This is a genomic window from Sulfitobacter geojensis (assembly GCF_000622325.1).
GTDB lineage: Bacteria > Pseudomonadota > Alphaproteobacteria > Rhodobacterales > Rhodobacteraceae > Sulfitobacter > Sulfitobacter geojensis.
In genome coordinates, this window is the sequence record NZ_JASE01000005.1 from 1,310,625 (window position 1) to 1,333,717 (window position 23,093).

A 23,093-nucleotide genomic window follows, 5' to 3' on the forward strand; every position below is an offset into this window, starting at 1 on the left:
GTTGTTTTCGCCAAGTATTTGAGTCCGCTACGGCTCTCTCGGGCCGGTTTCGTGGGCGTCTTGGCGTCGAGAACGGCAGCATGAATCCCATGGGTTTACGAATCTCTATGTATTTCAACGTATTAGGTGCCCTTGCTGAGTTGTGGATACCAGAATTTGGCTTTTTGGCATCAAAAGAGCAAATTTCATTTGGCTTTTTGTGTGCAAATAAGCAATCATAACCCCAGTGCGAGATTCGCACTACGGAGGACAAAACATGGGAGGACACAAGATGTTCGCAAAATACACTCGTATTGGCGCCGTCGCTTTGGCAGTGACTTTTTCTGCTGCAACAGCGTCTACAGCACAGGATTTTCAACCGGAAAGCCCCCAGTGCATCGCACCATCCAACCCGGGTGGGGGTTGGGATTTTATCTGCCGCACTACGGCACGCTACTTGTTTGATCTTGGCGTTATCGAAGATTCCATGCAGGTCACAAACATGTCCGGTGGCGGAGGCGGCGTAGCCTTTGCGCATGTCACCAAAGAGCGCAACGAAGACAATAACCTGATTGTCGCCGCCTCTATGAGCACCAGCGCCCGTATCGCGCAGGGCATTTATGAGGGTGCGACCCAGGACGACGTTCACTTCCTTGCTACGTTCGGCGCGGAATATGGCGCGATTGCTGTTCGTGCTGACTCCGAATTCGAGACATTGACGCAAATGATGGACGCGATCCTCGCAGACCCGCGCTCCGTTGGCATTGCAGGCGGTTCCTCTGTTGGTAGCTTTGACCACATCAAGCCGATGCTTGTCGCGCGTGAGGCCGGCTTGGAAGATGTGACCCAGATGAAATACGTCTCGTTCGATGGCGGTGGCGAGGCAATGACGGGGCTGCTTTCGGGTTCTGTTGAGGCGCTTTCGGGTGACTTCTCCGAGATGCTCGGTTTTCTGGAATCTGGTGATATCCGCATCATCGGCATCATGGCCCCCGAACGCCTTGAGAACTTTCCCGATATCCCGACAGCACGCGAGCAAGGTTATGATGTCGTGGGTGCAAACTGGCGTGGTCTTTACATGCCGGCGGGTGCATCGGATGAGGCCAAAGAGTTCTGGTCAAATGCGATCCAGACAATGGCGGAAGATCCTGGGTTTCAGGCCACATTGGAAGAGGCTGCAATCGCGCCCTTCAACAATTTTGGCGATGACATGCACAACTTCGTTGCAGGAAGCATTGCCGATATCGAAAAGCTGTCCCGTGAGATCGGCATCATCGAATAAAATCTGAAAAATCCGGCCCGGACGGCTTTGGCAGTTCGGGCCAATCTCACATCTTGGGGAGGCAAGCATGAGTGATCGCATATTCGGCGGCTTTGGATTGGCCTTGGCCATTTTCTACATCTGGGCCGCATCAATAATCAAAGACAGCTTTATGGTCGATGTGGTGGGGCCGCGAGCGTTTCCCTATATCGTTGGCACAATCATCGCGCTGTGTTCGCTGTATTTTATCCTGCGCCCCGATGACGAACCCGACTGGCCACACATGCGAGAATTCACGGAAATCGTTTTCGCTGCGGCGGTGATGTTCGCCTACTGCTTTGCATTGCCAGAGCTTGGTTTCGTGATCTCCACGATCTTTGCTACGGCCTACCTGACCTGGCGTTTGGGGACCGCACCGCTTTGGTCGCTTGTCGTTGGCTTGGGCACATCTGTTGGCATTTACGTCGTATTTCACCTGATCCTCGGCCTCGCGTTGGCCAAAGGTCCACTTGGTTTCTGAGGAGGTCAGCGCATGGATACCTTAGCACTTCTCGCCGATGGCTTTGCCATCGCCCTAACCCCGCAAAATCTGTTCCTTGCAGTCATGGGGTGTTTTCTTGGCACGCTTATGGGCGCGCTTCCGGGGCTTGGCCCCGCGAACGGTGTGGCCATCCTTATCCCGATCGCATTTTCACTGGGTCTGGGGCCTGTTGCGTCGTTGATCCTATTGGTCAGTGTTTACTATGGCGCGATGTATGGTGGCCGGATCAGCTCGATCTTGCTGAACATTCCCGGCGATGAACCGGCCATGATGACCTGTCTGGACGGCTATCCGATGGCCCTGCAAGGCAAAGCGGGAGAGGCACTGTCCCTGTCCGGTGTTGCATCCTTTGTCGGCGCGTTCTTTGCCACATGTGGGTTGGTTATTCTTGCACCGCAGCTGGTCAAGGTCGCCCTGCTGTTTGGCCCAGCCGAATATTTCGTACTCTTTACTGTCGCCTTTGCGACGCTTGGCGGCATCTCATCGACAAATCAGGCAAAGTCGGCTTTTGCGGCAGCTCTTGGCCTTGGGATTGCAATGATCGGCAGCGACTCGCAGACAGGGTCGCAACGGTTCACCTTTGATCATATCCATCTATATGACGGTATCGATTTCCTGATCGCCATCGTGGGCCTGTTTGCCCTTAGTGAGGTGTTCATCTTCCTTGAGCATCACCGCGGTGGGGCTGTTGGTTCGGCCAAGGCCACAAAGGTTGGCCGGATCATGCCTGACTTTGCTATGATCAAGCGTTGTATACCCTCGATGGCGCGGGGCACGGGCATTGGTTTCTTCTCTGGCGTCCTACCGGGTGCGGGTGCGTCCTTGGGATCATTCCTGGCCTATTCCCTCGAAAAGCAGACCGTCGATCGGGATGGCAAGACCTTTGGCAAAGGCGACCCGCGCGGCGTTGCCGCACCAGAGGCGGGTAACAACGCAGCCTCGGGCGGAGCACTTGTTCCCATGCTTGCCCTTGGCGTGCCAGGTTCCGGCACCACAGCCGTTCTGCTTGCCGTCTTGTTGCAACTGAACATCACGCCCGGGCCGCTGCTTTTCCAGAAAAATCCGGATGTTGTCTGGGGGCTTATCGCGTCGCTGTTCATCGCTAACTTTATCCTATTGGCGATGAACATTCCACTGGTTGGCATCTTTACCCGTGTATTGATGGTGCCAACGCGCATCCTGATGCCCATCGTCGCGATGATCTCGTTCGTTGGCATCTACAGCATCACGGGCTCCAGCTTTGATGTGATGTTGATGGTTGGCTTCGGCATCATGGGCTGGGTCTTGCGCAAGCTTGATGTCTCACTTGTTCCGGTGATCCTCGGGATCCTGCTGGGCAACCAGATGGAAGTGAACCTGCGTCGTGCCATGACAATCTCGGATGGCGACTGGTTGATCCTTGTTGGCAGTCCGCTTGCCATCATCCTTTGGGGCGTCGCGATTACCGGTTTCGTCCTGCCCATGCTGATGGGCCGCCGGATGAAAAAGCGCATGGAAGCTGCACGCAACGAAGAAGAATTCGTCGGCGACTAAGCCGGCTTGTAAATGACAACGGCCACAGTGCCGATCTAAGGAGACTAAAGATGCGTATTATGACACTGCCCTGTGATGGCATTGGCCCTGAAATCATGGCAGCGACACTTGAAGTCGTCGAGGCCGCCAACACGCGGTTTGATTTGGGGCTAACTTTTGAAGAGGTGATTTCGGGTTTTGACAGCCTAAAGAAGCACGGGATTACCCTGCAAGAAAGCGTGCTGGACCGCGCACGCAATGAATTTGACGGTGTAATCCTTGGTACGCAATCGCACATGGACTACCCAGCCTTGGCCGAAGGGGGGCGCAACGTCTCTGCCGGGTTCCGGATCGGGCTGGACCTTTATGCCAACGTCCGTCCGGCGCGGACCCGCGATTTCATCCCGAACAAGGCACCGGGCATGGATCTGGTGATTATGCGCGAAGCGACCGAAGGTTTTTATCCCGATCGCAACATGTTCAAAGGGGTCGGTGAAATGATGCCTGACCCTGATATGGCGCTGTCGGTGCGCAAAATTACCCGTCACGGGTCGATGCGGATCTGCCGTGAAGCTTTCAAGCTGGCTATGCAACGCAAAAAAAAGGTCGCCGCGATACACAAGGCCAACTCCTTCTTGATGACGGACGGGTTGTTTTTGGAATGCTTCCGCGAAGTCGCCAAAGACTTCCCCGAGGTTGAGACCGAAGAGATCATCGTCGATGCCTATGCAGCACTGCTGGTGCGCAAGCCCGAAGCCTATGATGTGGTCGTCGCGACGAACTTTTATGGCGATATCCTGTCCGATTTGGCATCAGAGTTGTCTGGGTCACTCGGACTGGCGGGTTCGATCAATGCCAATGCTGAAACAGGCCTGTGCTGTGCCCAAGCGCAACACGGTTCAGCGCCGGACATCCAAGGCAAAAATGTCGCGAACCCGACCTCGTTGATCCTTTCGGCGGCGATGATGCTGAGCTGGCTGGGCGAACAGCGCGGTGTTCAGAAACTCATGGACGCGGGGCAAGCCATATCCGAGGCCGTCGACGCAACCATCGACGATCCATCCAAGCGGACACGCGACCTTGGCGGGAACGTGAACTGTGACGCGTTTGGCTCTCTTGTGGCGCAACAACTCGTGGGCGCAACCATCGCGGCCTAAGGATCCTCCCCGCGGGTTGAAGACCCGCACCAACTGGTGGCGTTGCATCATGCGACGCCACCACCCTTTGCAAGCAGAAAATGATGACACCTTCACCACGCATTGCCCTGATCCATGCCACGCGGGTCGCGATCGAACCAATTGAGGCGGCAGCAGCATCCATTTGGCCGGAGGCAGAAACGATATCAATTCTGGAGGAGGGGCTTTCGGTTGACCGTGCAAAAGCCCTGTCGCTTTCGACGGAGTTGTCAGAGCGCATCAAGGCGCTTAGCCAATATGCACAAGCAATCCATGCTGACGGGATTCTGTTTACCTGCTCGGCCTTCGGGCCTGCGATTGCCCAAGCAAATGCGCAAAGCGATATACCAGTGATGAACCCAAACGAAGCGATGTTTGATGCCGCGCTGGCGCAAGGGCAGCGCGTTGCGATGATCTATACTTTCCAACCGGCCGCAGACGGTATGGAAGAAGAGTTTCGAGAAACGGCCGCGGCACGAGGGATTGCCGCCCGCATCACATCATATTTTTGCGACGGCGCGCTGGATGCAAAACGGGCAGGCGACAATGACCGGCATAATCAGCTGATCGCCCAGACTGCTGCCGTTATCGAGGGGGCTGATGTCATCTTGCTGGCGCAGTTTTCTATGGCGGGTGCCGCAGAGGCAGTTCGGCAATCTGTCACCCTTCCTGTGCTCACCAGTCCAGAGTCGGCGATTCAGGAAATGCGCCGTCGCATTGCCGCGAAATAGAGAGGACAAATGATGCTGATTGGCGTTATTGCAGACGACTTCACGGGGGCGAGTGACATCGCCAACACCCTTGCCAAAGGCGTGCAGCCCGAAGGTGGGTTGCGCACCGCGCAATATCCAGGTGTGCCTAATGGTCCGGCGGATCCGCAAATCGAAGTGGGCGTTGTCTCGCTCAAGAGCCGCTCGGCGCCTGTGCAAGAGGCGGTGCGTGAAAGTCTGGATGCGCTGAATTGGCTTAAGGCGCAGGGCTGCAAACAGATCATCTTCAAATATTGCTCAACGTTTGATTCAACACCTGCGGGCAACATAGGGCCGGTGGCTGATGCATTGGCCGAAGCGCTTGACGCGACCGGGGTCGTGGTGTGCCCGGCTTTCCCGACCACGGGGCGAACCGTTTACCAAGGACATTTGTTTGTCGGCGACACGCTGCTCAGCGAGTCGGGTATGCAGCACCATCCGCTCACCCCGATGACGGACCCGGACTTGCGGCGTTTCTTGCGCCTTCAGACGAAGTCTCGCGTCGGGCACATCCCGCTTTCGATCGTTTCCCAAGGTGTTGAACCCACCCGCGACGCGATCAATGGCGCGACGGATCGCTATGTTGTCGCGGACGCTGTCAGCGACGCAGATTTGTTGACGCTCGGGGCGGCCCTTGCTGATGCCAAGTTGATTACCGGTGGATCGGGAATTGCCTTGGGGCTTCCTCGCAACCTGATTGAGAGCAGAAAGTCGAACGCACGGGCGGCAGATGCGGCCCATGTGAGTGGGCCGGAGGCCATTCTGGCCGGGTCATGTTCTGGCGCAACCCGTGGTCAGGTTGATCTGCACGCGCAGGCGCATCCGACCCTGGCCATTGATGTCCCCGGGGTGATGGAGGACCGTGTTACGGTCGAAACATTGGTGGCGTTCTACGATGCAAATCAGGGGCGGGCACCATTGGCCTATTCCTCCGGCTCACCTGATGAGGTCCTCGCGCTCCAGTCGCGGTATGGGCGCGAAGCCGTTGCTGAAAAACTGGATAACCTCTTTGCCGATACCGCTAAGGCGCTTGTTTCAAAAGGATACCGGCGCATTGTTGTCGCGGGTGGAGAAACATCCGGTGCGGTCGCCCAAGCGGTCACCGACGCTCTGGGCACAGCGGCAATGACGGTCGGGGCAGAGATCGACCCCGGCGTTCCGATCCTGACCTTGGGGGATGGACCATCTGTGGTGTTGGCGCTCAAGTCGGGCAACTTCGGGGCAGCGGATTTCTTTGCCAAGGCCCTACGGATGATGGAGGGGCGATCATGACCGAGCAGGAAACAGAACTTCGGCATCAGATGGTGCGCCTTTGTAAGTCGTTGTTCGACAGGGGATTTTCGGTAGGCAGTGCAGGCAATGTGTCTGCCAAACTGCCAGATGGCATCCTTATGACGCCAACCAATTCGACGCTTGGATCGCTTGAGGCCGACCGGATTTCAAAGGTTGATACCTCTGGCAAGCATGTGTCTGGGGATCGTCCTTCAAAGGAAGTCTTCTTGCACCAGGCGTTCTATGAAACGCGGCCGCAGGCTGGGGCGGTTGTGCATTTGCATTCCACATGGGCGACGGCGCTGTCATGTCTTGCGGATACCGATCCTGATGACTGTATCCCGCCCCTGACACCCTATGTTGTGATGCGTGTAGGGCGGGTGAAACTATTGCCATATGTCAAACCGGGGGATCCCAAAATGGGGGATATGATCCGTGATCTGAAGGGTGATTTTTCCGCAGCCTTGCTTGCCAATCACGGCCCTGTCGTCAGCGGTAAAGATCTGTTTTCAGCCGTTTGTGCGGCAGAAGAGTTAGAAGAAACCGCCAAACTTCTGATCGCACTGGAAGGGCGTAAAACGCGCCTTTTGACACCCGATCAGGTGACCGAGCTTAACAACACATTCAAAGGACTATAGTGCATATGAAAACTGCTGATCTGATCGATGATCACGCCGCCGATTTAACCTTGGTTCATTTGCCGTTCCGCCAATTTGGCACCCGCAGTCATTTCGCGGGGCAGATACAGACGGTCAAATGTTTTGAGGACAACACCGAAGTGCGTGCGCAGTTGGAAACTCCAGGCAGGGGCCGCGTTCTTGTGATTGACGGGGGCGGTTCGACCCGGATTGCTTTGTTGGGGGATATGCTGGCGGAGCTCGCGATCAAAAACGGTTGGGCGGGCCTGATACTGAACGCCGCAATTCGTGATAGCGCGGATATCAACACGATGGACACACTGGTTTTCGCCCTTGGAACGTCCCCTGTCAAAAGCGCCAAGGAAGGCTGGGGCAAGGTAGGCACGAAGATCAGTTTTGGTGGCGTCGCCTTTGAGCCTGATGACTGGGTTTATGGGGACGCCGACGGGGTGCTTTTCAGTAAAAAGAAACTGGTTTGAAGTCGCATCTTGGTTCATTCGGCGCGATCTTGGCGACCGTTATTCTGGCAGGTGCCGGCGGGTGGCTCGTTTCTCTGACGGGCATACCTTTGGGGTGGATGATCGGCTCTATGATCGTGACCGCCAGTGCATCATTGATGCAGCTGCCGATACGCAAGCCTGTGCTTTTGCTGGACGTGGTCCGTGCTGCCATCGGATTGATGCTGGGCGCGGCCTTCACGCATGAACTGTTTGCGTCGTTAGGCGCATGGTGGGTGACCCTACTTTTCCTGATACTGTTGCTCGGGGTTATGTTCGGTGTCGGTTTTTTTGCCCTTCGCCGCGTTGCGCGTTTCGCCCCGGTGACGGCCGCCCTCTGCGCCATGCCGGGTGGTATCGCAGAGATGGTCCTGCTTTCAGAGCGTGAAGGCGCAGACCAGGCACAGGTGGCCATTGTCCACGCGCTGCGCATTTCGCTGGCGATTTTGGTGATCCCGCTGCTGATTGGCCTGATCGCCACGGTTGAGCCAGCGGCGGGGGCTTCGACCAAGTCTACCGGGCTAAGTTTGACGGACGGGTTTTGGATCGCAATCTGTATCCTTGCGGGTCTTTTGGCGCGGGGCAGGGTGCGGATTCCAGCGCCGATTGTGATTGTACCGATGCTGGTCAGCGCAGTGCTGCACCTTAGCGGTTTGACGGCATTCGACGTTCCCCCAACGATCACCATCGTCATTCAGGTATTCATCGGGATCAATGTTGGTGGGCGGTTTGCAGGGGTTTCTGTGAAGAGTCTGATGGCAGCACTTGGTGCGGCTATTCTGGTTGTCACATTGCAAATTGGGATCGCTTTTGGCGGGGCGTTGCTGGTCGCGGGCACAGTCGGGGTGAATCCTGTCGGTCTGGTACTTGCGTATTCGCCGGGCGGGTTGGCGGAAATGTCGATCATCGCGCTTAGCATCGGAGGCGACGTTGCCTTCGTTGGGGTCCACCACATTTTTCGGGTCATGCTTGCCTTGGTATTGGCCCCTCTTTTGCTGTCATGGATCATCAAAAAGTCTGAGGGTGGATAATGAAGAATGTATCAGTCGATGCAGGGGATTCAGGCCTGCAGGTCATAGATCTGCCCGGAATTCTGGGCGAGGCGCTGGTGAATTTACCAATGGTGTTGAGGCTGTTGTGCGAGAACCACGTAAGGAAGGGTGGCGCGGTTGAGCCGATGCTGGAAGCGATGCGTAATCCGAGCAACAGGGGGTTCGAGTTTTCCTTTCTGCCCAATCGGTTATTGATGCATGACACGACCTGCACACCGGCGCTAGCGGATATCGCGGCGATGCGCGATGCGGTCGCCGCCGCTGGTGGTAACCCCGCTATATTGAGCCCGACTTTGCCCGTTGATGTATCGGTGGATCATTCGCTTGCCGTAGATCAATATGCGAGCGCAGGCGCTTTCCAGACAAATGCCAAGAACGAGTATACCCGCAATGCCGAGCGCTATGCTTTTATGAAATGGGCGTCTGAAAGCATGGAGGGGGTGCGGGTGCATCCGCCCGGGACCGGGATCATGCACACAATCAATCTCGAACAGCTTGCCACCGTGTTGGAGGTTGGCAAAGACGGTGTTGCGCATCCCGACATGTTATTGGGAACAGACAGCCACACGCCGATGATCAATGGCATCGGGATCATGGCATGGGGTGTCGGCGGTCTTGAAGCCGAAAGCGTCATGTTCGGCCAGCCGGTATCGCTCGCTGTGCCGAAAACAGTCGGCGTGCGATTGATCGGGTGCCTGCCCGCCGGAAGCTTCGCAACTGACCTTGCGCTGGAAGTGACGCACAGGCTTCGTGAAATTGGGGTGACTGGCGAATTCGTCGAGTTTTTTGGCCCCGGGGTTGCGACCCTAAGTGCCGATGCGCGCGCGGTTGTCGCAAACATGGCGCCGGAATACGGCGCATCAACCGGATATTTTCCGGTGGACAAATCAACGGTCGATTATCTTGCACGAACAGGCCGGGGTGCGGACCGTTATGCGCTCATCGAGCCCGCGTTTCGTGCCATGGGCCTTTGGTTCGATCCGGATGCCGCACCGGATTTCGACAGGGTGGTAGAGATCGATCTATCGACCATTGCGCCGATCATCGCCGGCCCACGTCGGCCCCAAGACCGATGCGCGCCCCGCGATGCCCAAGCGCGGATAGAGAATGCAATCGGGCGACCTCTTGGACACATCGGCAGGGATGAAAGCTGCCCCCCCGACGGCGCAGTGGCGATTGCTGCGATCACCAGCTGCACCAATACGTCTGATCCATCGCTTCTTGTTGCTGCTGGCATTCTGGCACGAAATGCACGGGAAAGAGGACTGACTTCGGCGCCATGGGTCAAAACATCCCTCGCCCCCGGTTCGCCCTCAGCGCGGGCGTTATTGCAACGGGCCGGTCTGGCCGATGATCTGTCAGCGCTTGGGTTTGATGTCGTCGGTTTTGGCTGCACCACATGTATCGGAAACTCAGGCCCGCTGCCGGACGCAATCGAGCTTGCGCTAAATGACGGAAAGGCGGTTTCCGCTGTTCTGTCGGGCAACCGTAACTTCCCCGGCCGGGTGCACCCCAAGCTTGATCTTGGATTTCTTGCGTCTCCGCCCTTGGTCGTGGCCTATGCCGTGAAAGGCGATTTGAAAGGGGATATTGCGAGGGATTCATTAGGGGTTGGAACGGACGGGGAGGACGTCTTTTTGGCCGACATCTGGCCTGATGCAGAGGATATAGCCGTGGCTGTGGCCAAGGCGCAAAGTGCAGATGATGTGCCCCGCGCCTTTGCCGGTGCAAGCCAAAGTGCGGCCTGGAACAAGATAGATGCGCCAAGACAGAGCCAATTTCCGTGGAACGCGGCTTCGCGCTACCTCAGGCCCCCGAAATTCGCATCAGCCGTGCAACAATCGCGTCTGGGTCATTACCAGGCAAAGCCACTGATGGTGTTGGGCGACGACATCACGACTGACCATATCTCTCCGGCGGGGGCGATCTCTGCGGATAGCGCCGCGGGCAAGTGGTTGGTCTCTCACGGTGCCAAGCGTGATGACTTGAATGTTTACGCAGCCTACCGCGGCAATTGGGAGGTGATGCTTAGGGGATTGTTCACCAACAAACTGGTGCGCAACTATCTACAGGATGGGTTGGCCCCTGACGATACCGTCCTCGAAGATGGACGTGTTATGCGGGTGTTTGAAGCTGCGGAGGCGATGGCACAGCTCGGGCAAGATGCAGTGCTGCTCGCGGGGGAGCGGTATGGTACGGGATCGAGTCGCGATTGGGCGGCCAAAGGGGTGGCGCTTTTGGGGGTCAGAGCCGTCATCGCACGAAGCTTTGAGCGTATCCACCGTACTAACCTGATCGGTATGGGAATTTTACCACTACAAATTGCCGACGATTTTGTCCCGCAATCTGCTGGCGTTTCAGCGTTGGACAACATGGAAATCGATGCGCCGATTGCGAGAATAGGCGTCCAGCAAAAGGTGACTGTTCGACGTCATAAACCAAATGGATCAGTGCAGAGTATTTTGTGTCGCGCCGCCGTGGAAACTCGACATGAAGTCGAACTCCTCCGAGTGGGTGGTGTGTTGTCTGGTATCCTGACATCTTGCTTGCGGTAACATGATATCCATCGTTCATTAGTTAATAACGCAGCCAATTTGTCCTGAGAACCTGCTGCGGCGGCCAAAGTTCGTCAATTGCTTTACCTAATTTATTGAATGACCATGATATTGAAGTCACTTTGCGGCAGCGCAAGGTTGCGGCAATGTCGGCTCTGGGTCGTTAGCTACGTAGCCCTTTCGTCGCCACTTAACCTTACAACGAGCATTGTTTGCGAGTCACCGCCTCGTCAGTTGAATGATGAAACCCGCTACTGAGGTTGTTGTGACTTTTGGAGCAGCTGTTGCAGACCCTACCGACCAGTATTCTTCTGACCAGTACACGTGCCCCAAGATAAAACTCAGCCTCGTCACATTTTCTTCTTCGTGCTTTTGGAAACTGGCCAATGTTCTCGTTGAAGCCGGAATGCGGCTGGTGTGAAGGTGGCAAAATCGGAAAACCTCACAATTTTGCAAATGCAGATGAGTTTCTGAGATTTGCTGCGGTGTGTATGTAAGTAATTGATTTTATTTCTCTATTGATCGCTGTGGCGGGCAATTTCAGCATTTTCCTACCTGCGAGCCGCAAAAAATTCTATGCCGCCGGGTATGGCGCGTTTCCGCAGTGAGAACATCGAACGCACATTCCGAATACGAGCCGGTTACAGGCCTCTGAAACGGCCTCCGGTCAACAGCAACTTTTTCTTTTCGGAGAACCTCAGAATGACACGTGAAAACCACGCTGCGCGCAACAGCCCATTGATCTCACCCCAGTTTTCAGGAGCACAAGCCATGGAAGATACGACAACCCCCGCTGCGCAGATCCAGAAACTGCGCAAAATCCATATCCCCACAGAACGCGACCATCAGCTCAAGCAGCACATCTACCGCCTGTTCGAAGTCGATAGTGAGGGACAGCAAACAGCACAGCCTTGTCGCTACACTGCAGGTCAGAAACCGGCGGGGTCATTTTGATTGAGGAACCCGGGGGAGGCAAAACAACCGCCGTACGTACAATTCTCCAGGAAGCTCAGTTCCTTGCGCGCAATCCCGAGACGGGCGCGCCGAGATACCTCGAAACCGCAGACTGTCCGTCGTCATATAAAATGGGACATCAGAGCGGTTTGAACACTAGAGGCTCTGGCTCGTATGTGTGATTGATTATGCGGCTTGTTTTAGATGTTGCAAGCGGCGTTGGCGGATTGTCTGTTTCTTAATCTTTTCCCTTTCTCTGAGAATGGCCTTGTCGCGGCCGAAGTAGACGTCGGCTGGTGTGACGTTGTTCAGGCTCTCGTGGTAACGTTGGTTGTTATAATATTCGACGAAGGCACCGATCTGGCGCTCAAGATCGCCGGGCAAGTAGTAGTTTTCGAGCAGAACCCGGTTCTTCATGGTCTGGTGCCAGCGTTCGATCTTGCCTTGGGTCTGCGGATGGAATGGTGCGCCCCGAACATGCGTCATTTTTTGATCCTCCAACCACTTGGCCAGATCGCCGGAGATGTAGCATGAACCGTTGTCGCTGAGCAGGCGTGGCTTGTGACGCACAACCGCCTGGTCGCAACCAGACGCCGTCAGCGCCAGTTCGATCGTGTCTGTCATGTCCTCGGCACGCATGTTGGTGCAAAGCTTCCACGCAATGATGTAGCGGCTGTAATCATCGAGGATCGTGCTCAGATAATACCAACCCCAGCCAATGATCTTGAAGTAGGTGAAGTCTGTTTGCCACATCTCGTTGATGGTCGTGGTTTTGTCTTTGAACTCCTCGGCCGCTTTAATGACCACATAGTCAGGTGCTGTTATCAGGTCCGCTGCTTTGAGAATGCCCCTCTCGGGGTCATGCTGCGCATAACCCTGTCGGGCAGTGGATAAGCTGATGATTCAGAAACAAAATACCGTTTCTCATCAGTGTATTTGACGGCCAGTTCCCGCGTGGTCAGCGCTTCATGTTCCAGCGCGAACTCGATCAGGTCATCACGACGGGCATCAGGGATGCGGTTCCAGACCGATCCTGGACGTGGGGATCGGTCTGCCAGTCCATCCAGGCCGCCGTCAATATAGAGATCATACCATCGATAGAATCGTCGTGCGCGGGATGCCCAGCATGTCGAGGGTTTGTTTCACCGGCAAGTGTGATCCCTCAACGGTGCGGATGATCTCCAGTTTCTCGGACGCAGGGTATCTCATTCCTCGAACTCCCCAGCCCCTGTCATGCTTTTTTTGAGCAGACGGTTCTCAAGGGTGAGATCGGCAACGCATTCCTTTAATGCTAGCGACTCCGAGCGCAGCTCCTTCACTTCGGGCGACGTAGCCTGTCGTGCCGTATCACCAGATAACCGGCGCTTGCCAGCTTCCAGAAATTCCTTCGACCAGCTGTAATATAGGCTCTCAGCGATACCTTCCCGGCGACACAGCACCGAGATGCTTTCCTCGCCACGCAGGCCCGCCAAGACGATGCGGATTTTCACTTCAGCTGAATAGGTTTGCCGCGTCTTGCGGCGGATGTTCTTAACCACCTTGTCGGCGGCGTCTTTCGATGTCTGGGGCTTCTTCGTCATCTTGATCTCCTAATCGATAAGATGAACCAGAAATCCTCCGTTATTCAAATCCTCAAATCTGTCCCACGGGTGCTGACGTCAGACAAAAGGAGGCATCAAAGGAGCACGAGATGAACCGCAGAATACTACTGAAAACCTCGCTGGGCGCATCGCTCGCGATCATTCTTGGACAACACGCAGGAGCACAGACAATGGACGAACAGACACAAGCCAGCTTTGATACCGTCATGGCCTTTATGGGCGCTATGGGATCGGGTGACATGGAGACCATGGGTAAGCTGATGGCCGATGATATGGTCTGGCACAACGAAGGCGACGCCTCCCTGCCATGGATCGGCGGCGCGGAAGGCAAAGAAAACATCTTCGCGTTTCTCGGCGTGTTCTCCGAGAACCTGCAAACAACGCTTTGGGAAAACACGGATGCCTTCGCCTCGGGTGACACGGTGGCCGTCTTTGGCAAGATGAACGGCGTCACGCCTCATTCAGGCAAAGAGATCGGTGAATTCAACTTTGCCCTGCGCTCCAAGGTCCGCGATGGTCAGGTCGTGCTGTGGCATTGGTTCGAGGACAGCTTTGCGGTGAGCCGCGCCTATCACGGCTAAACGAAAACCCTGTGGCAGAGCCGCCCGAGGCTCTGTCTTCATTCCGAGTAGTGAGGACTTATCATGACGACATATGCTGTAACCGCCGTATCCGGCCAGCTTGGCCGCGAGATCGCCCGCATGCTTATCGACCTGGCGGGCGATGTACCCGTGATCGGGCTTGCCCGCACGCCCGGGAATGTCACCGATCTGGCGATCAAAGTGCGCCCGGGCGATTATGACGAGCCCGCACAGTTGGAAACCTCGCTCAAGGGTGTCGATGCGCTGGTGATCGTCTCCGGCATGGCCCCGCCCGAAGACCGCATCCAGCAGCACCGCAACGTGATCAACGCTGCCCGCGTGGCGGGCGTGCAAAAGCTGGTCTACACCAGCATCGTCGGCCCCGAAGAGGGCACGCGGTTTTCGCCGGTGGTTCAAAGTAACCGCCAGACCGAAGAGGATATCAAGGCCAGCGGTCTGGAGTGGGCCATCGGGCGCAACGGGATCTATATCGAGCCGGACGTTGAGTATATCGAGAGCTACAACGCGCGCGGCGAGATCGCCAACAGTGCGGGGAGCGGCAAATGCGGATACACCACGCGCTCGGAACTGGCCCATGCCTATGCCGCGCTGCTGACAAAGGATGACCTGAACGGCGGCACATTCGACCTTAACGGTACGCCGATCACGCAGGAAACGCTGGTAAGCTATCTGAACAGCGCCTTCGGCACCAACCTCAGCTACCGCGAGATGACGGCCGAGGATTTCGTCGCCGATCGCAGCGCTGAATTGGGCGACTTTATCGGCCCGATCATCGGCGGCATCTACGAAGGCATCCATAAAGGCGTCTACGACCGCTCCGGCGATTATGCCGCTGTCACCGGGCGTCCACATCAATCGTGGGACAACTATTTTACCTCGCTGACAGCCTGAACGCGAAGGAAACTGCGCACAGACCCGTTCAACGACGAAACCCTGATCAAGCGCGCACAGCCGCGCCCCACGAAAGGCAACTGACATGCTTTCACGTCTCTCTCCTTACTGGCTTTGGGCTCTGCTGGCGCAAGGCAAGGTCATGGACGATACATCCAACCCCGCTGCGTTGATCCAGAAATTGCGTGAAATCCATATTCCGACCCAACGCGACCATCAATAGTTGGCCAGCGGACCCGAGCCGATGGCCATTTGACCGCCAAGTCGCGTCCATCTCAAATTCTGAGGGTTCCTTGCAGCTGAATTGAGTGAAACAAGCGAAGTTTCAGCAAAGTATCCCGCGCACGCCGAGCCAGGTGCGGGGAAGACAGGGTTACTCGATAGCGTGGCTGACACGCTTGGCGGTGCGCGCGTCCGGGCCAGCGTTGTCTGGCCATCAGAGCGTGACACGATCCTGGTCGTCAACGCTTTCAATGAAGTGGCTCGGCTTGTGAAAGTGCTAGAAGTTTGTGAATATGCAGGGACGATTGCGTCTTAGAGGGTGTTACGGGAGGTTGGAGTGTGAGCGCACTTTCTTTTGGACCATTGCGTAGCCGTGATACACCGCAGCAAGAACGCGCCATACGCCGGGTTCATGATATTCTGCGGGCAACGGCCGACTATCTGGCGACGGACAAGCTGCAAGATTTGTCGACGACAGTTATTGCGAAACGTGCCGGCATTCCTGTCAGTTCGATCTATCGGTACTTTCCCAGCCTCGACGACCTTTTGCGGGAACTCTATCTGCAATCGGCAACAGAACTGCGCGAGGCGCTTTTTACAATCTTTGCGGACGAACAGACCTATCCGGGGTGGCGCGACAGGCTTGGTGCCGTTTTGACCACGCAACGCAAATATATTGCGCGGCATCCTTATTATCGCCCCCTGCTGATGCGCTTCATGGCCAATCGGGAGACGATCGCTGTCGAAGATGACGACCACGATGAGCTGGTGGTATTCTTGCAGGCCCGCTGGGCGCAAGGAGGGGACGGGTTTCACGGTGGCGATCCAGCCGTTGTCGCAAATACGACCGTACAAGTTGCGCTTGCCATGGAAGATCTGATCGCGGCCCAGCCGGACCGCGATACATCGCGGCCCTATTCAGCCGAACTTTTCACCATGCTTGAGGGATATCTCGCGCACTACCTGACCGACGATTAGGCAATTGTGTCCGCGCGGCCGGCCTGCCGTCCCGAGAAGATGCATCCGCCCAAGAACGTCCCTTCAAGCGCGTTGTAGCCGTGATAACCGCCACCGCCAAACCCCGCGACTTCGCCCGCTGCAAATAGACCCGGAATCACAGCACCCGATGTATCCAACATCTGACTGTTGAGGTCGGTTTGCAGACCGCCAAGCGTTTTGCGCGTGATGATGTTGAGTTTCACACCGATCAATGGACCATTCGCCGGATCAAGGATTTTATGCGGCTTTGCCGTCCGCTGATAACGGTCACCTTTGTAATTGCGCGCGGCGTGGATCGCCATCATCTGCACGTCTTTCGTGAACGGGTTATCTACCTGCGCATCGCGTGCGCGAATTTCGGCTTCGATCTTGTCGAGCGACAACAAATCGCCCGGGGTCAGGCCGTTCATCTTTGCAATCAGTTCGCGCAGCGTATCCGCCACAACAAAGTTTTCCCCATGCTCTTTGAACGCCTCGACAGCGGGGGTCGCAGCCTTGTTGAAGATGCGCTGCTTCAGGACTTCCTTCCATGATTTATCACGGAAGTCGGGGTTCTGCTCGGAGCCCGAAAGGGCGAATTCTTTTTTGACGATCTTCTGTGTCGTGATGAACCATGAATAATCAAAACCCGTATCTTGGATCATCTTCAATGTGCCAAGGCTGTCAAAGCCGGGCAATCCGGGGGGCGGGAAGCGATTTCCGTTGGCATCAAACCACATCGACGACGGCCCTGGCAAAATGCGAATGCCATGGTTTGGCCAGATCGGGTCCCAGTTTTTAACGCCCTCGCAATAGTGCCACATGCGGTCCGCGTTGATCAGGTTGCCCCCCGCCGCCTGACTGATTGAAACCATACGTCCGTCAACATGTGCCGGCACGCCGGCCACCATTTCCTTTGGCGGCTGGCCTAACCGATCCACCGGCCAGCTTTTGCGTACCAGATCAAAATCGCCGCCGATCCCGCCGGACGTCACAATCACCGACGCGGCGCGTAACTCGAAATCTCCTACGATGTCGCGGTTGGTCTTTTGACCGCGTTGCGCTGTGTCAGGGGCCAGAATTTCACCTGCGACACCTTTGGCGGCACCATTTTCCATGATGATGTTGGAGCAGCGGTGCCGGAATTTCAGGGCGATACGTCCGGCCGCTTCGTGCTCACGTACGCGTCTTTCAAACGGTTCTTGCGTGCCGGGGCCCACGCCCCACGTCAGATGGAACCGCGGCACCGAATTGCCGTGACCTGACCCAAAACTGCCGCCGCGTTCAGCCCAACCCACAATGGGGAACCAACGCATGCCCTGTTCATATAGCCAAGGGCGCATTTCGCCTGCGGCAAAGTCAACATAGGCCTCTGCCCATTTGCGCGGCCACATATCTTCTGGGCGATCAAACTGTGCGCTGCCCATCCAGTCTTGCAGGGCCAACTCACGTGAATCGCACACGCCCATGCGGCGTTGTTCGGGGGTATCAATCAGACACAATCCGCCGAGCGACCAAAAGGCTTGTCCGCCCAGAAAACCCTCGGGTTCCTGATCAATAATCGTGACCGATTTCCCGCGATCAGCCAGTTCTGCAGCGGCGACCAAACCGGCCAGCCCGCCGCCCACAATGATGACATCAGAGGTTTCCATTGAATTTCTCCTGCTTAGTCCAAGCGACGATAGATAAAAATGACCGGTATCAGGATCACGTACATCAAGATGCTATACACAGCCGACGGTAACGAATAGGGGCCAAAGCCTTCCGCGCCGCCGATAATGATCGCGGCAATCGCAATGCCCAAGGTGCCGTTCTGAATGCCGGTCTCGATCGAGACAGTTTTGCATTCGTTCAGGCTCCGGCCAAGCAAACGGGGCACAAAGAACCCGATCGTGGTGAGAACCACCACAAGTACCAATGACGCTGGCCCTAGCGCTGGCAGGTTAGCGACGAAAGCATCCCAGTTTGATGCCAAGGCTGCGAAGATGATGATGATGAATAGCACCGTCGCAATCCGTGTCAGCGTCGGTTCGATCCGCGTCATCGTATCAGGTGCCAAGCGGCGAACCCCCAGCGCCAGGAGAATGGGCACCACAGTCAGCAGAAACATCGTGAACGCAGTCGAGGCAATGTCGAGATCCGGCGCGTCTGCCCCTAGAAATGTCATAAGCGCAAAGCTAATGATGATTGGCACCGTCACAACGCTCGCCAGGCTGATAACAGCGGTCAGGGAAACCGACAGCGCAACATCACCCTTTGCCAAGCGCGAGATGATGTTGCTCGTGACACCGCCAGGGCAGGCGGCGAGGATCATAAAGCCGACCGCCAGTTCGCCGGAAATCCCAAAGGCCCTCATGACAAAGTATGCCGCGACCGGCAGCAGAATAATCTGATGCATGGCACCGATCAGAAACGCGACAGGTCTTTGTCCGACACGCAGAAAATCCGCGCCGGTCAGCCCGACCCCAAGTGAAAACATGATAAAGGCCAGCCCAAGTGGCAGCACCACCGATATTAATATGTCCACGTTTGCACCTCCCAATGCGACTCGCTTTCGGAATCAGAATATTATTCCGTTTTTACGACAACATCTGTTTCCACGATATATCTCATGTTGAAAAGCGGGTGTTACGTCACGTTCCCAATGAACGCCTCCTTTCTCTTTGGTCGCCGTCTAAGGAAACCGCAGAAGTCTCCTTTCGCTACATCGCAAAACCGCATGTCTGGAAGTTTGCCGCTCCTTTTTTTCGGCGGCGTCTGTGGCTTGGAATGAAACACTCATTTCCGATGCCGCAACTGGCACGGCATAACGATGCCTGCATCGACATGTATGCCCGCGCAGGATATGATTTTGTTCGGGGTCACACAGGATTAAAAAATGCGGGGGCGTAGGATGTGGTGATCCCACACCAAAAGGAAACGCAGGGTACTGTGCGAAGGGCAAGGGGTATTACCAAGCTCGTCGGTTTGGCACTGGTTTGTCTGACCTCGGGCTGTGCTGTCCTTGAGGATCACATCGCCTTTTCCAATGCCGCACCGGTTGGAGCAGTTCAGGAAATTTTTGTCTCCACCGGCCGTTTGCCCAGTGCTACGGATGTCGACATCAAGCAGGATCGCAGTGCGGCGGTAAAATTCGCCAAATACGAGGTGTCGATCCCGCCCACCCATGTTCTGGGACAGATCGAATGGCCCAAAGGCGTGGTTGATCTGCGGTCTGATTTTGCTGTTACCGGCGTTGAGGACCTGCGATCCAGCGCGAGAATGATCGCTGCGATCAAGGCCCAGAAAGGCGATGAAGTCGTTGTGTTTTTGCACGGCTACAACAATACCCCATCAGAAGCGCTGTATCGGTTTGCGCAGATTGGCCACGATTTCCGGATCGAAGAACCGCGCGTGCTTTTCGCGTGGCCCTCTGCCGGGACCGCCACTGGATATGTCTATGATCGTGACAGTGTATTATTCTCGCGTGACCCGCTTGCGCAGCTTTTGACGGCGATCAGCCAGCACACGGACAAAAAAATCACTCTGATCGCACATTCGATGGGCGGGCATCTGGCGATGGAGGTTATGCGCCAACTTGCCCTCACGGGCCAGCGCAGCGTTCTACGCGACATTGGCACCGTGGTGTTACTGGCACCGGATATTGACCCGGATATCTTTCGTGCGCAGGCGCATGCCATTGGTCGTCTGCCCGATCCCTTTATCATCATGTCCAGTAGAGGAGATCGCGCACTGAACTTCTCGGCAATTCTTAACATCGGCCGTCATAAGGTTGGTGATCTAAGCCAGGCGGAAGATGTGGCTGGATTGAATGTCACTCTTTTTGATTTCACGGCGCTGTCTGACGGATCGAACTTGGATCATCTGGTCCCCATGACCTCGCCTGCGGCGATCATGGTCCTGAGAGACCTGATTTCCTTTGGTCAACTCGCAGAACCTGATTTGTCCGCTTTCGAAATCGGCGACGATGGCGTCATAAACGCAAGACCGCCAGTCATACCAGCGAACGCATATTCGTCGTTATCGCCGTGACGCGGGGCTTGGGCCCCGCCAGACACACTCATATGCATGGTTTTTCAGACCGGGGTGACGTCGATCGACGTGCCGGTTTTTGACTGTGCGGGTTGCAGTAAAACCTGCGTGAGGCCGGTTTACGACACCTGCGCGCCGATGCACCGTTTTGATAGGGCGATAAAAACTGTCTTATTCGAAAAGGAGACGCAATATGACGAAACTGGGTGTAATCGCGGCCTGTGCGTTTGTCGTCTGGACAAGTGGCGCTGCCGCACAACAGATTTCAACTGGAACTGTTCGGGTGCAATCGGGTCACTTTTGCGCTGAAAACAAATGCGTTCGGTTCTCTCCTGATCTGCAATCGGTCTCCATTCAGGGCAGGCGCCCCGCATCTGTTGCCGACTATAATCTGGCGTCCAATCCGGTGATTTCAGCCGAACAGTTCAGGCAGATTTTCAGCCTTGCCTTGCGGCAGGGGGGCGTGAACGGAAATCGCGGTTGACGGGGCCCAACGTGCCGCGCCGTTTGTCAACTTCCAGCGGTGCAATGCCCTGAGTTGGACATCGCAATGGTCCGCACCGCTAAAAAAAATGGCTGTCGACGCCAATTCAAGACGTCGACAGCCGCTCGTTTCGGCGCGATTAGACGTCTACAACGACTTTGCCGATTGCCTTGCCACTCGCCAGGCGGTCATAGGCGCTGCTGACGTTTTCAAGGTCAAAGGTCTGTGGGTCCAGCAGCGGTTTCATTGCACCGGCGTCGACGATATCGGCCAGCTTCGCCAATATCTCGCCATGCTTTTCGCGGCCTTGGCCACTGAGCATCGGCAGCAACATGAAAATGATGTGCAGCGACAGGCCTTTGAAATGCGCAGGTGACAGGTCCAGCTCAACCAGCGCGACGGTCGATGCGATATGGGCATTCAGTTTCGCAGCCTCGAAGGAATTTGTCATATTGGCACCGCCAACCGTGTCAAAAATCAGATCAAAGCCCGCGCCGCCCGTGTGCGCGGCGACGTAATCGGCGACCTTTTCGACGGCAAAATCGATCGGGGTCGCGCCGTAACCCTTGATGATGTCCATCTGGTTTTCGCCCGTGCCCGTTCCATAGACATCTGCACCGAAATGTTTGGCCAGCTGCACGGCAAGGTGACCAACGCCACCTGCGCCACCCTGAACCAGAACCTTTTGGCCAGCCGCGACGCCTGCGCGTTCCAGACCCTCGTACGCTGTGATGCCAACCAGTGGCATCGCCGCCGCTTCGCGCATGGAAATCGACTTGGGCTTATGTGCAATCAACGCGGCATCGGCGAGCATATATTCGGCCAAAGCGCCCTGAAGATCGGCGAGGCCCCCCGCGCATCCGTAGACTTCGTCACCGACGGCGAATTTGGTGACGCCTTCGCCGACCGCGTCTACGACACCGGCGAAATCCATACCCAGTACCGCGGGCAGGGCAGGCGACAATGGCAAATCTGACCCCATAGACCGGATCATCGTATCAACTGTGTTTACGCTGCTGGCCGCAATGCGGATGACAACGTGACCGGGTGTGACGGTCGGCTTGGGCAGCTCTGCGGCATCGAATTTTGCATTCTCTCCGTAGGCGGTGATTGTCATGGCTTTCATGGCGCGGTTCCTTCTTGTTGCTTTCATTAGCTTAGATATATTATTCCGGAACGCGGTAAATTGACGTGATTGCAAGTTCAGTTATCCGAATTTGAATATAATAAATCCATATTTTCAGATGCGGCGGTGCCCCTATGAAAGGGGCAAACGCCGTTAGATCAGGACAGTTTTGCGGCGATCTCTTGAAGGGTTTGCATCACATCTTCACTGTGCGATTGGTTCAGCGCTGCGGCGTTTGGCTGTGCAAATTGGCCGCTGTCGTTGTCGAAGTATTTGCCGCTGGCCTCTCCGAAATCGTTCCCTAATGCCGCCTCGCGCAGGATGCCGGCACCGATGCCAAGGTCATTGCCCGCGACGCCAAACCCTTCCTTGACCATCTTCGATGCAAGCAACGACCCGGGGTTAACCGCGATCACGGCAGGGCCATTAGGCAGATCTTTGGCCAATTCGCGGGACCAGATCGTAATTGCCAGTTTGCTTTGCGCATAGGCGTCCATGTCGCTTAGCTGGCGTTCTCCCCGCAATGCGTCCAGATCGATTTTTGCCTGCGCGGCGGACGACAGGTTCACGATGCGGCCCTCCTTGGCGATGATCGGCAACAGCTCTTTGGTCAGCACATAGGGCGCAATGGTGTTGACCATGAACCGGATGTCATACCCGTCTTTTGTAATAGCCTTCGGCGCCTTTAGGATACCGGCGTTGTTCAGCAGCACATCGATCTGGCTGTGTTTCTCACGAATGGCGGCCGCCATCCCGCGTACATCACCAAGGTCTGTGAGGTCGGCAATGAATTGTTCCGTTGTGCCACCAACCTTTGCTGCCGCTGCTTTCAGTTTGTCAGGGTTGCGGCCGTGCAAAAGAACGGTATGCCCCTCTGCCGCGAGGTTTTGAGCGGTCAAAAGGCCGATGCCGTCGGTTGCGCCAGTGATCAGGATTGTCTTGGTCATTTGTATCTCTTTCCGGTTTGATTTT

At 56.1% G+C, this 23,093-nt stretch carries 21 protein-coding genes and 1 pseudogene; 17 read left to right on the top strand and 5 right to left on the bottom strand.

Annotation, left to right across the window (positions count from 1 at the left end; all coding sequences use genetic code 11):
* Window positions 1–436 precede the first annotated feature (436 nt).
* The 11 genes from Z947_RS0108370 (at window position 437) to Z947_RS0108420 (ending at window position 12,185) form a co-directional block, all read left to right on the top strand.
* A complete protein-coding gene (locus tag Z947_RS0108370; RefSeq protein WP_240477527.1) occupies window positions 437–1,261 on the top strand; it encodes a tripartite tricarboxylate transporter substrate binding protein in 825 nt (274 codons plus the stop codon).
* A 67-nt stretch (window positions 1,262–1,328) separates the two neighbouring features.
* Window positions 1,329–1,760 carry a tripartite tricarboxylate transporter TctB family protein gene (locus Z947_RS0108375; protein WP_025043854.1) on the top strand — a complete coding sequence of 144 codons (432 nt, stop codon included), beginning with the start codon at window positions 1,329–1,331 and terminating at the stop codon, window positions 1,758–1,760.
* Window positions 1,761–1,772: 12 nt separating this feature from the next.
* The gene (locus Z947_RS0108380; RefSeq protein WP_025043855.1) at window positions 1,773–3,314 is read left to right on the top strand and encodes a tripartite tricarboxylate transporter permease; all 1,542 of its coding nucleotides are present in this window, start codon (window positions 1,773–1,775) and stop codon (window positions 3,312–3,314) included.
* Between the two features lie 50 nt (window positions 3,315–3,364).
* Window positions 3,365–4,450, top strand: a complete 1,086-nt coding sequence (locus Z947_RS0108385; RefSeq protein ID WP_025043856.1) for an isocitrate/isopropylmalate dehydrogenase family protein — start codon at window positions 3,365–3,367, stop codon at window positions 4,448–4,450.
* Window positions 4,451–4,533: 83 nt separating this feature from the next.
* Window positions 4,534–5,199, top strand: a complete 666-nt coding sequence (locus tag Z947_RS0108390) for an aspartate/glutamate racemase family protein (protein ID WP_025043857.1) — start codon at window positions 4,534–4,536, stop codon at window positions 5,197–5,199.
* Between the two features lie 9 nt (window positions 5,200–5,208).
* Complete coding sequence (gene otnK / locus Z947_RS0108395; RefSeq protein ID WP_338057820.1) at window positions 5,209–6,489, top strand: 3-oxo-tetronate kinase; 1,281 nt, start codon at window positions 5,209–5,211, stop codon at window positions 6,487–6,489.
* Entirely contained in the window at window positions 6,486–7,127 is a 642-nt protein-coding gene (otnC, locus tag Z947_RS0108400) for a 3-oxo-tetronate 4-phosphate decarboxylase (RefSeq protein ID WP_025043859.1), read from the top strand. Before otnK ends, otnC begins: the two co-directional genes overlap by 4 nt.
* Window positions 7,128–7,132: 5 nt before the next feature.
* On the top strand, window positions 7,133–7,606 hold the full coding sequence (rraA, locus tag Z947_RS0108405) for a ribonuclease E activity regulator RraA (RefSeq protein ID WP_037938809.1): 474 nt from the start codon (window positions 7,133–7,135) through the stop codon (window positions 7,604–7,606).
* Complete coding sequence (locus Z947_RS0108410; protein ID WP_025043861.1) at window positions 7,603–8,655, top strand: AbrB family transcriptional regulator; 1,053 nt, start codon at window positions 7,603–7,605, stop codon at window positions 8,653–8,655. The genes rraA and Z947_RS0108410 overlap by 4 nt, the downstream gene beginning before the upstream one ends.
* The gene (gene acnA, locus Z947_RS0108415) at window positions 8,655–11,231 is read left to right on the top strand and encodes an aconitate hydratase AcnA (protein WP_025043862.1); all 2,577 of its coding nucleotides are present in this window, start codon (window positions 8,655–8,657) and stop codon (window positions 11,229–11,231) included. Before Z947_RS0108410 ends, acnA begins: the two co-directional genes overlap by 1 nt.
* Before the next feature lie 771 nt (window positions 11,232–12,002).
* Window positions 12,003–12,185: a hypothetical protein gene (locus tag Z947_RS0108420; protein WP_025043863.1), complete on the top strand. Its 183-nt coding sequence runs from the start codon at window positions 12,003–12,005 to the stop codon at window positions 12,183–12,185.
* Window positions 12,186–12,371: 186 nt separating this feature from the next.
* On the opposite strand, the pseudogene Z947_RS20945 reads toward Z947_RS0108420, so the two are convergent.
* Window positions 12,372–13,765, bottom strand: a pseudogene (locus tag Z947_RS20945) (IS3 family transposase).
* A gap of 110 nt (window positions 13,766–13,875) precedes the next feature.
* Here Z947_RS20945 and Z947_RS20950 point away from each other — a divergent pair.
* The 4 genes from Z947_RS20950 (at window position 13,876) to Z947_RS0108450 (ending at window position 16,479) form a co-directional block, all read left to right on the top strand.
* On the top strand, window positions 13,876–14,367 hold the full coding sequence (locus Z947_RS20950) for a nuclear transport factor 2 family protein (RefSeq protein WP_025043864.1): 492 nt from the start codon (window positions 13,876–13,878) through the stop codon (window positions 14,365–14,367).
* A gap of 63 nt (window positions 14,368–14,430) precedes the next feature.
* Entirely contained in the window at window positions 14,431–15,279 is an 849-nt protein-coding gene (locus Z947_RS0108440) for an NAD(P)H-binding protein (protein ID WP_025043865.1), read from the top strand.
* Window positions 15,280–15,364: 85 nt separating this feature from the next.
* Window positions 15,365–15,502: a hypothetical protein gene (locus Z947_RS22060; protein WP_156026637.1), complete on the top strand. Its 138-nt coding sequence runs from the start codon at window positions 15,365–15,367 to the stop codon at window positions 15,500–15,502.
* Between the two features lie 338 nt (window positions 15,503–15,840).
* Complete coding sequence (locus Z947_RS0108450) at window positions 15,841–16,479, top strand: TetR/AcrR family transcriptional regulator (RefSeq protein ID WP_025043866.1); 639 nt, start codon at window positions 15,841–15,843, stop codon at window positions 16,477–16,479.
* On the opposite strand, the gene Z947_RS0108455 is transcribed toward Z947_RS0108450, so the two are convergent.
* Together Z947_RS0108455 and Z947_RS0108460 are read right to left on the bottom strand one after the other, a co-directional pair.
* Complete coding sequence (locus tag Z947_RS0108455) at window positions 16,476–18,131, bottom strand: FAD-binding dehydrogenase (RefSeq protein ID WP_025043867.1); 1,656 nt, start codon at window positions 18,129–18,131, stop codon at window positions 16,476–16,478. The two genes, Z947_RS0108450 and Z947_RS0108455, sit on opposite strands and share 4 nt — an antisense overlap.
* A gap of 14 nt (window positions 18,132–18,145) precedes the next feature.
* Window positions 18,146–19,006 (bottom strand): bile acid:sodium symporter family protein, encoded by an 861-nt coding sequence (locus Z947_RS0108460; RefSeq protein ID WP_025043868.1) that lies wholly within the window; start codon window positions 19,004–19,006, stop codon window positions 18,146–18,148.
* A 440-nt stretch (window positions 19,007–19,446) separates the two neighbouring features.
* Between Z947_RS0108460 and Z947_RS20955 the strand changes: the two genes are divergently transcribed.
* Together Z947_RS20955 and Z947_RS0108470 are read left to right on the top strand one after the other, a co-directional pair.
* Entirely contained in the window at window positions 19,447–20,511 is a 1,065-nt protein-coding gene (locus tag Z947_RS20955; protein ID WP_025043869.1) for an alpha/beta hydrolase, read from the top strand.
* Between the two features lie 193 nt (window positions 20,512–20,704).
* Window positions 20,705–20,995, top strand: coding sequence for a hypothetical protein (locus tag Z947_RS0108470; protein ID WP_025043870.1), 291 nt, complete (start codon window positions 20,705–20,707; stop codon window positions 20,993–20,995).
* 139 nt (window positions 20,996–21,134) lie between these two features.
* On the opposite strand, the gene Z947_RS0108475 is transcribed toward Z947_RS0108470, so the two are convergent.
* Together Z947_RS0108475 and Z947_RS0108480 are read right to left on the bottom strand one after the other, a co-directional pair.
* Entirely contained in the window at window positions 21,135–22,121 is a 987-nt protein-coding gene (locus Z947_RS0108475; RefSeq protein ID WP_025043871.1) for a zinc-dependent alcohol dehydrogenase family protein, read from the bottom strand.
* A gap of 158 nt (window positions 22,122–22,279) precedes the next feature.
* Window positions 22,280–23,068, bottom strand: coding sequence for an SDR family NAD(P)-dependent oxidoreductase (locus Z947_RS0108480; protein WP_025043872.1), 789 nt, complete (start codon window positions 23,066–23,068; stop codon window positions 22,280–22,282).
* Window positions 23,069–23,093: the final 25 nt, after the last annotated feature.

Excerpts from the sequence above, each read along its gene's own strand:
- Z947_RS0108375 (WP_025043854.1), top strand. The coding sequence starts at position 1,329 with ATGAGTGATCGCATATTCGGCGGCTTTGGATTGGCCTTGGCCATTTTC.
- Z947_RS0108380 (WP_025043855.1), top strand. The coding sequence starts at position 1,773 with ATGGATACCTTAGCACTTCTCGCCGATGGCTTTGCCATCGCCCTAACC.
- Z947_RS0108385 (WP_025043856.1), top strand. The coding sequence starts at position 3,365 with ATGCGTATTATGACACTGCCCTGTGATGGCATTGGCCCTGAAATCATG.
- Z947_RS0108390 (WP_025043857.1), top strand. The coding sequence starts at position 4,534 with ATGACACCTTCACCACGCATTGCCCTGATCCATGCCACGCGGGTCGCG.
- otnK (WP_338057820.1), top strand. The coding sequence starts at position 5,209 with ATGATGCTGATTGGCGTTATTGCAGACGACTTCACGGGGGCGAGTGAC.
- otnC (WP_025043859.1), top strand. The coding sequence starts at position 6,486 with ATGACCGAGCAGGAAACAGAACTTCGGCATCAGATGGTGCGCCTTTGT.
- rraA (WP_037938809.1), top strand. The coding sequence starts at position 7,133 with ATGAAAACTGCTGATCTGATCGATGATCACGCCGCCGATTTAACCTTG.
- acnA (WP_025043862.1), top strand. The coding sequence starts at position 8,655 with ATGAAGAATGTATCAGTCGATGCAGGGGATTCAGGCCTGCAGGTCATA.
- Z947_RS0108420 (WP_025043863.1), top strand. The coding sequence starts at position 12,003 with ATGGAAGATACGACAACCCCCGCTGCGCAGATCCAGAAACTGCGCAAA.
- Z947_RS20950 (WP_025043864.1), top strand. The coding sequence starts at position 13,876 with ATGAACCGCAGAATACTACTGAAAACCTCGCTGGGCGCATCGCTCGCG.
- Z947_RS0108440 (WP_025043865.1), top strand. The coding sequence starts at position 14,431 with ATGACGACATATGCTGTAACCGCCGTATCCGGCCAGCTTGGCCGCGAG.
- Z947_RS22060 (WP_156026637.1), top strand. The coding sequence starts at position 15,365 with ATGCTTTCACGTCTCTCTCCTTACTGGCTTTGGGCTCTGCTGGCGCAA.
- Z947_RS0108455 (WP_025043867.1), bottom strand. The coding sequence starts at position 18,131 with ATGGAAACCTCTGATGTCATCATTGTGGGCGGCGGGCTGGCCGGTTTG.
- Z947_RS0108470 (WP_025043870.1), top strand. The coding sequence starts at position 20,705 with ATGACGAAACTGGGTGTAATCGCGGCCTGTGCGTTTGTCGTCTGGACA.
- Z947_RS0108475 (WP_025043871.1), bottom strand. The coding sequence starts at position 22,121 with ATGAAAGCCATGACAATCACCGCCTACGGAGAGAATGCAAAATTCGAT.
- Z947_RS0108480 (WP_025043872.1), bottom strand. The coding sequence starts at position 23,068 with ATGACCAAGACAATCCTGATCACTGGCGCAACCGACGGCATCGGCCTT.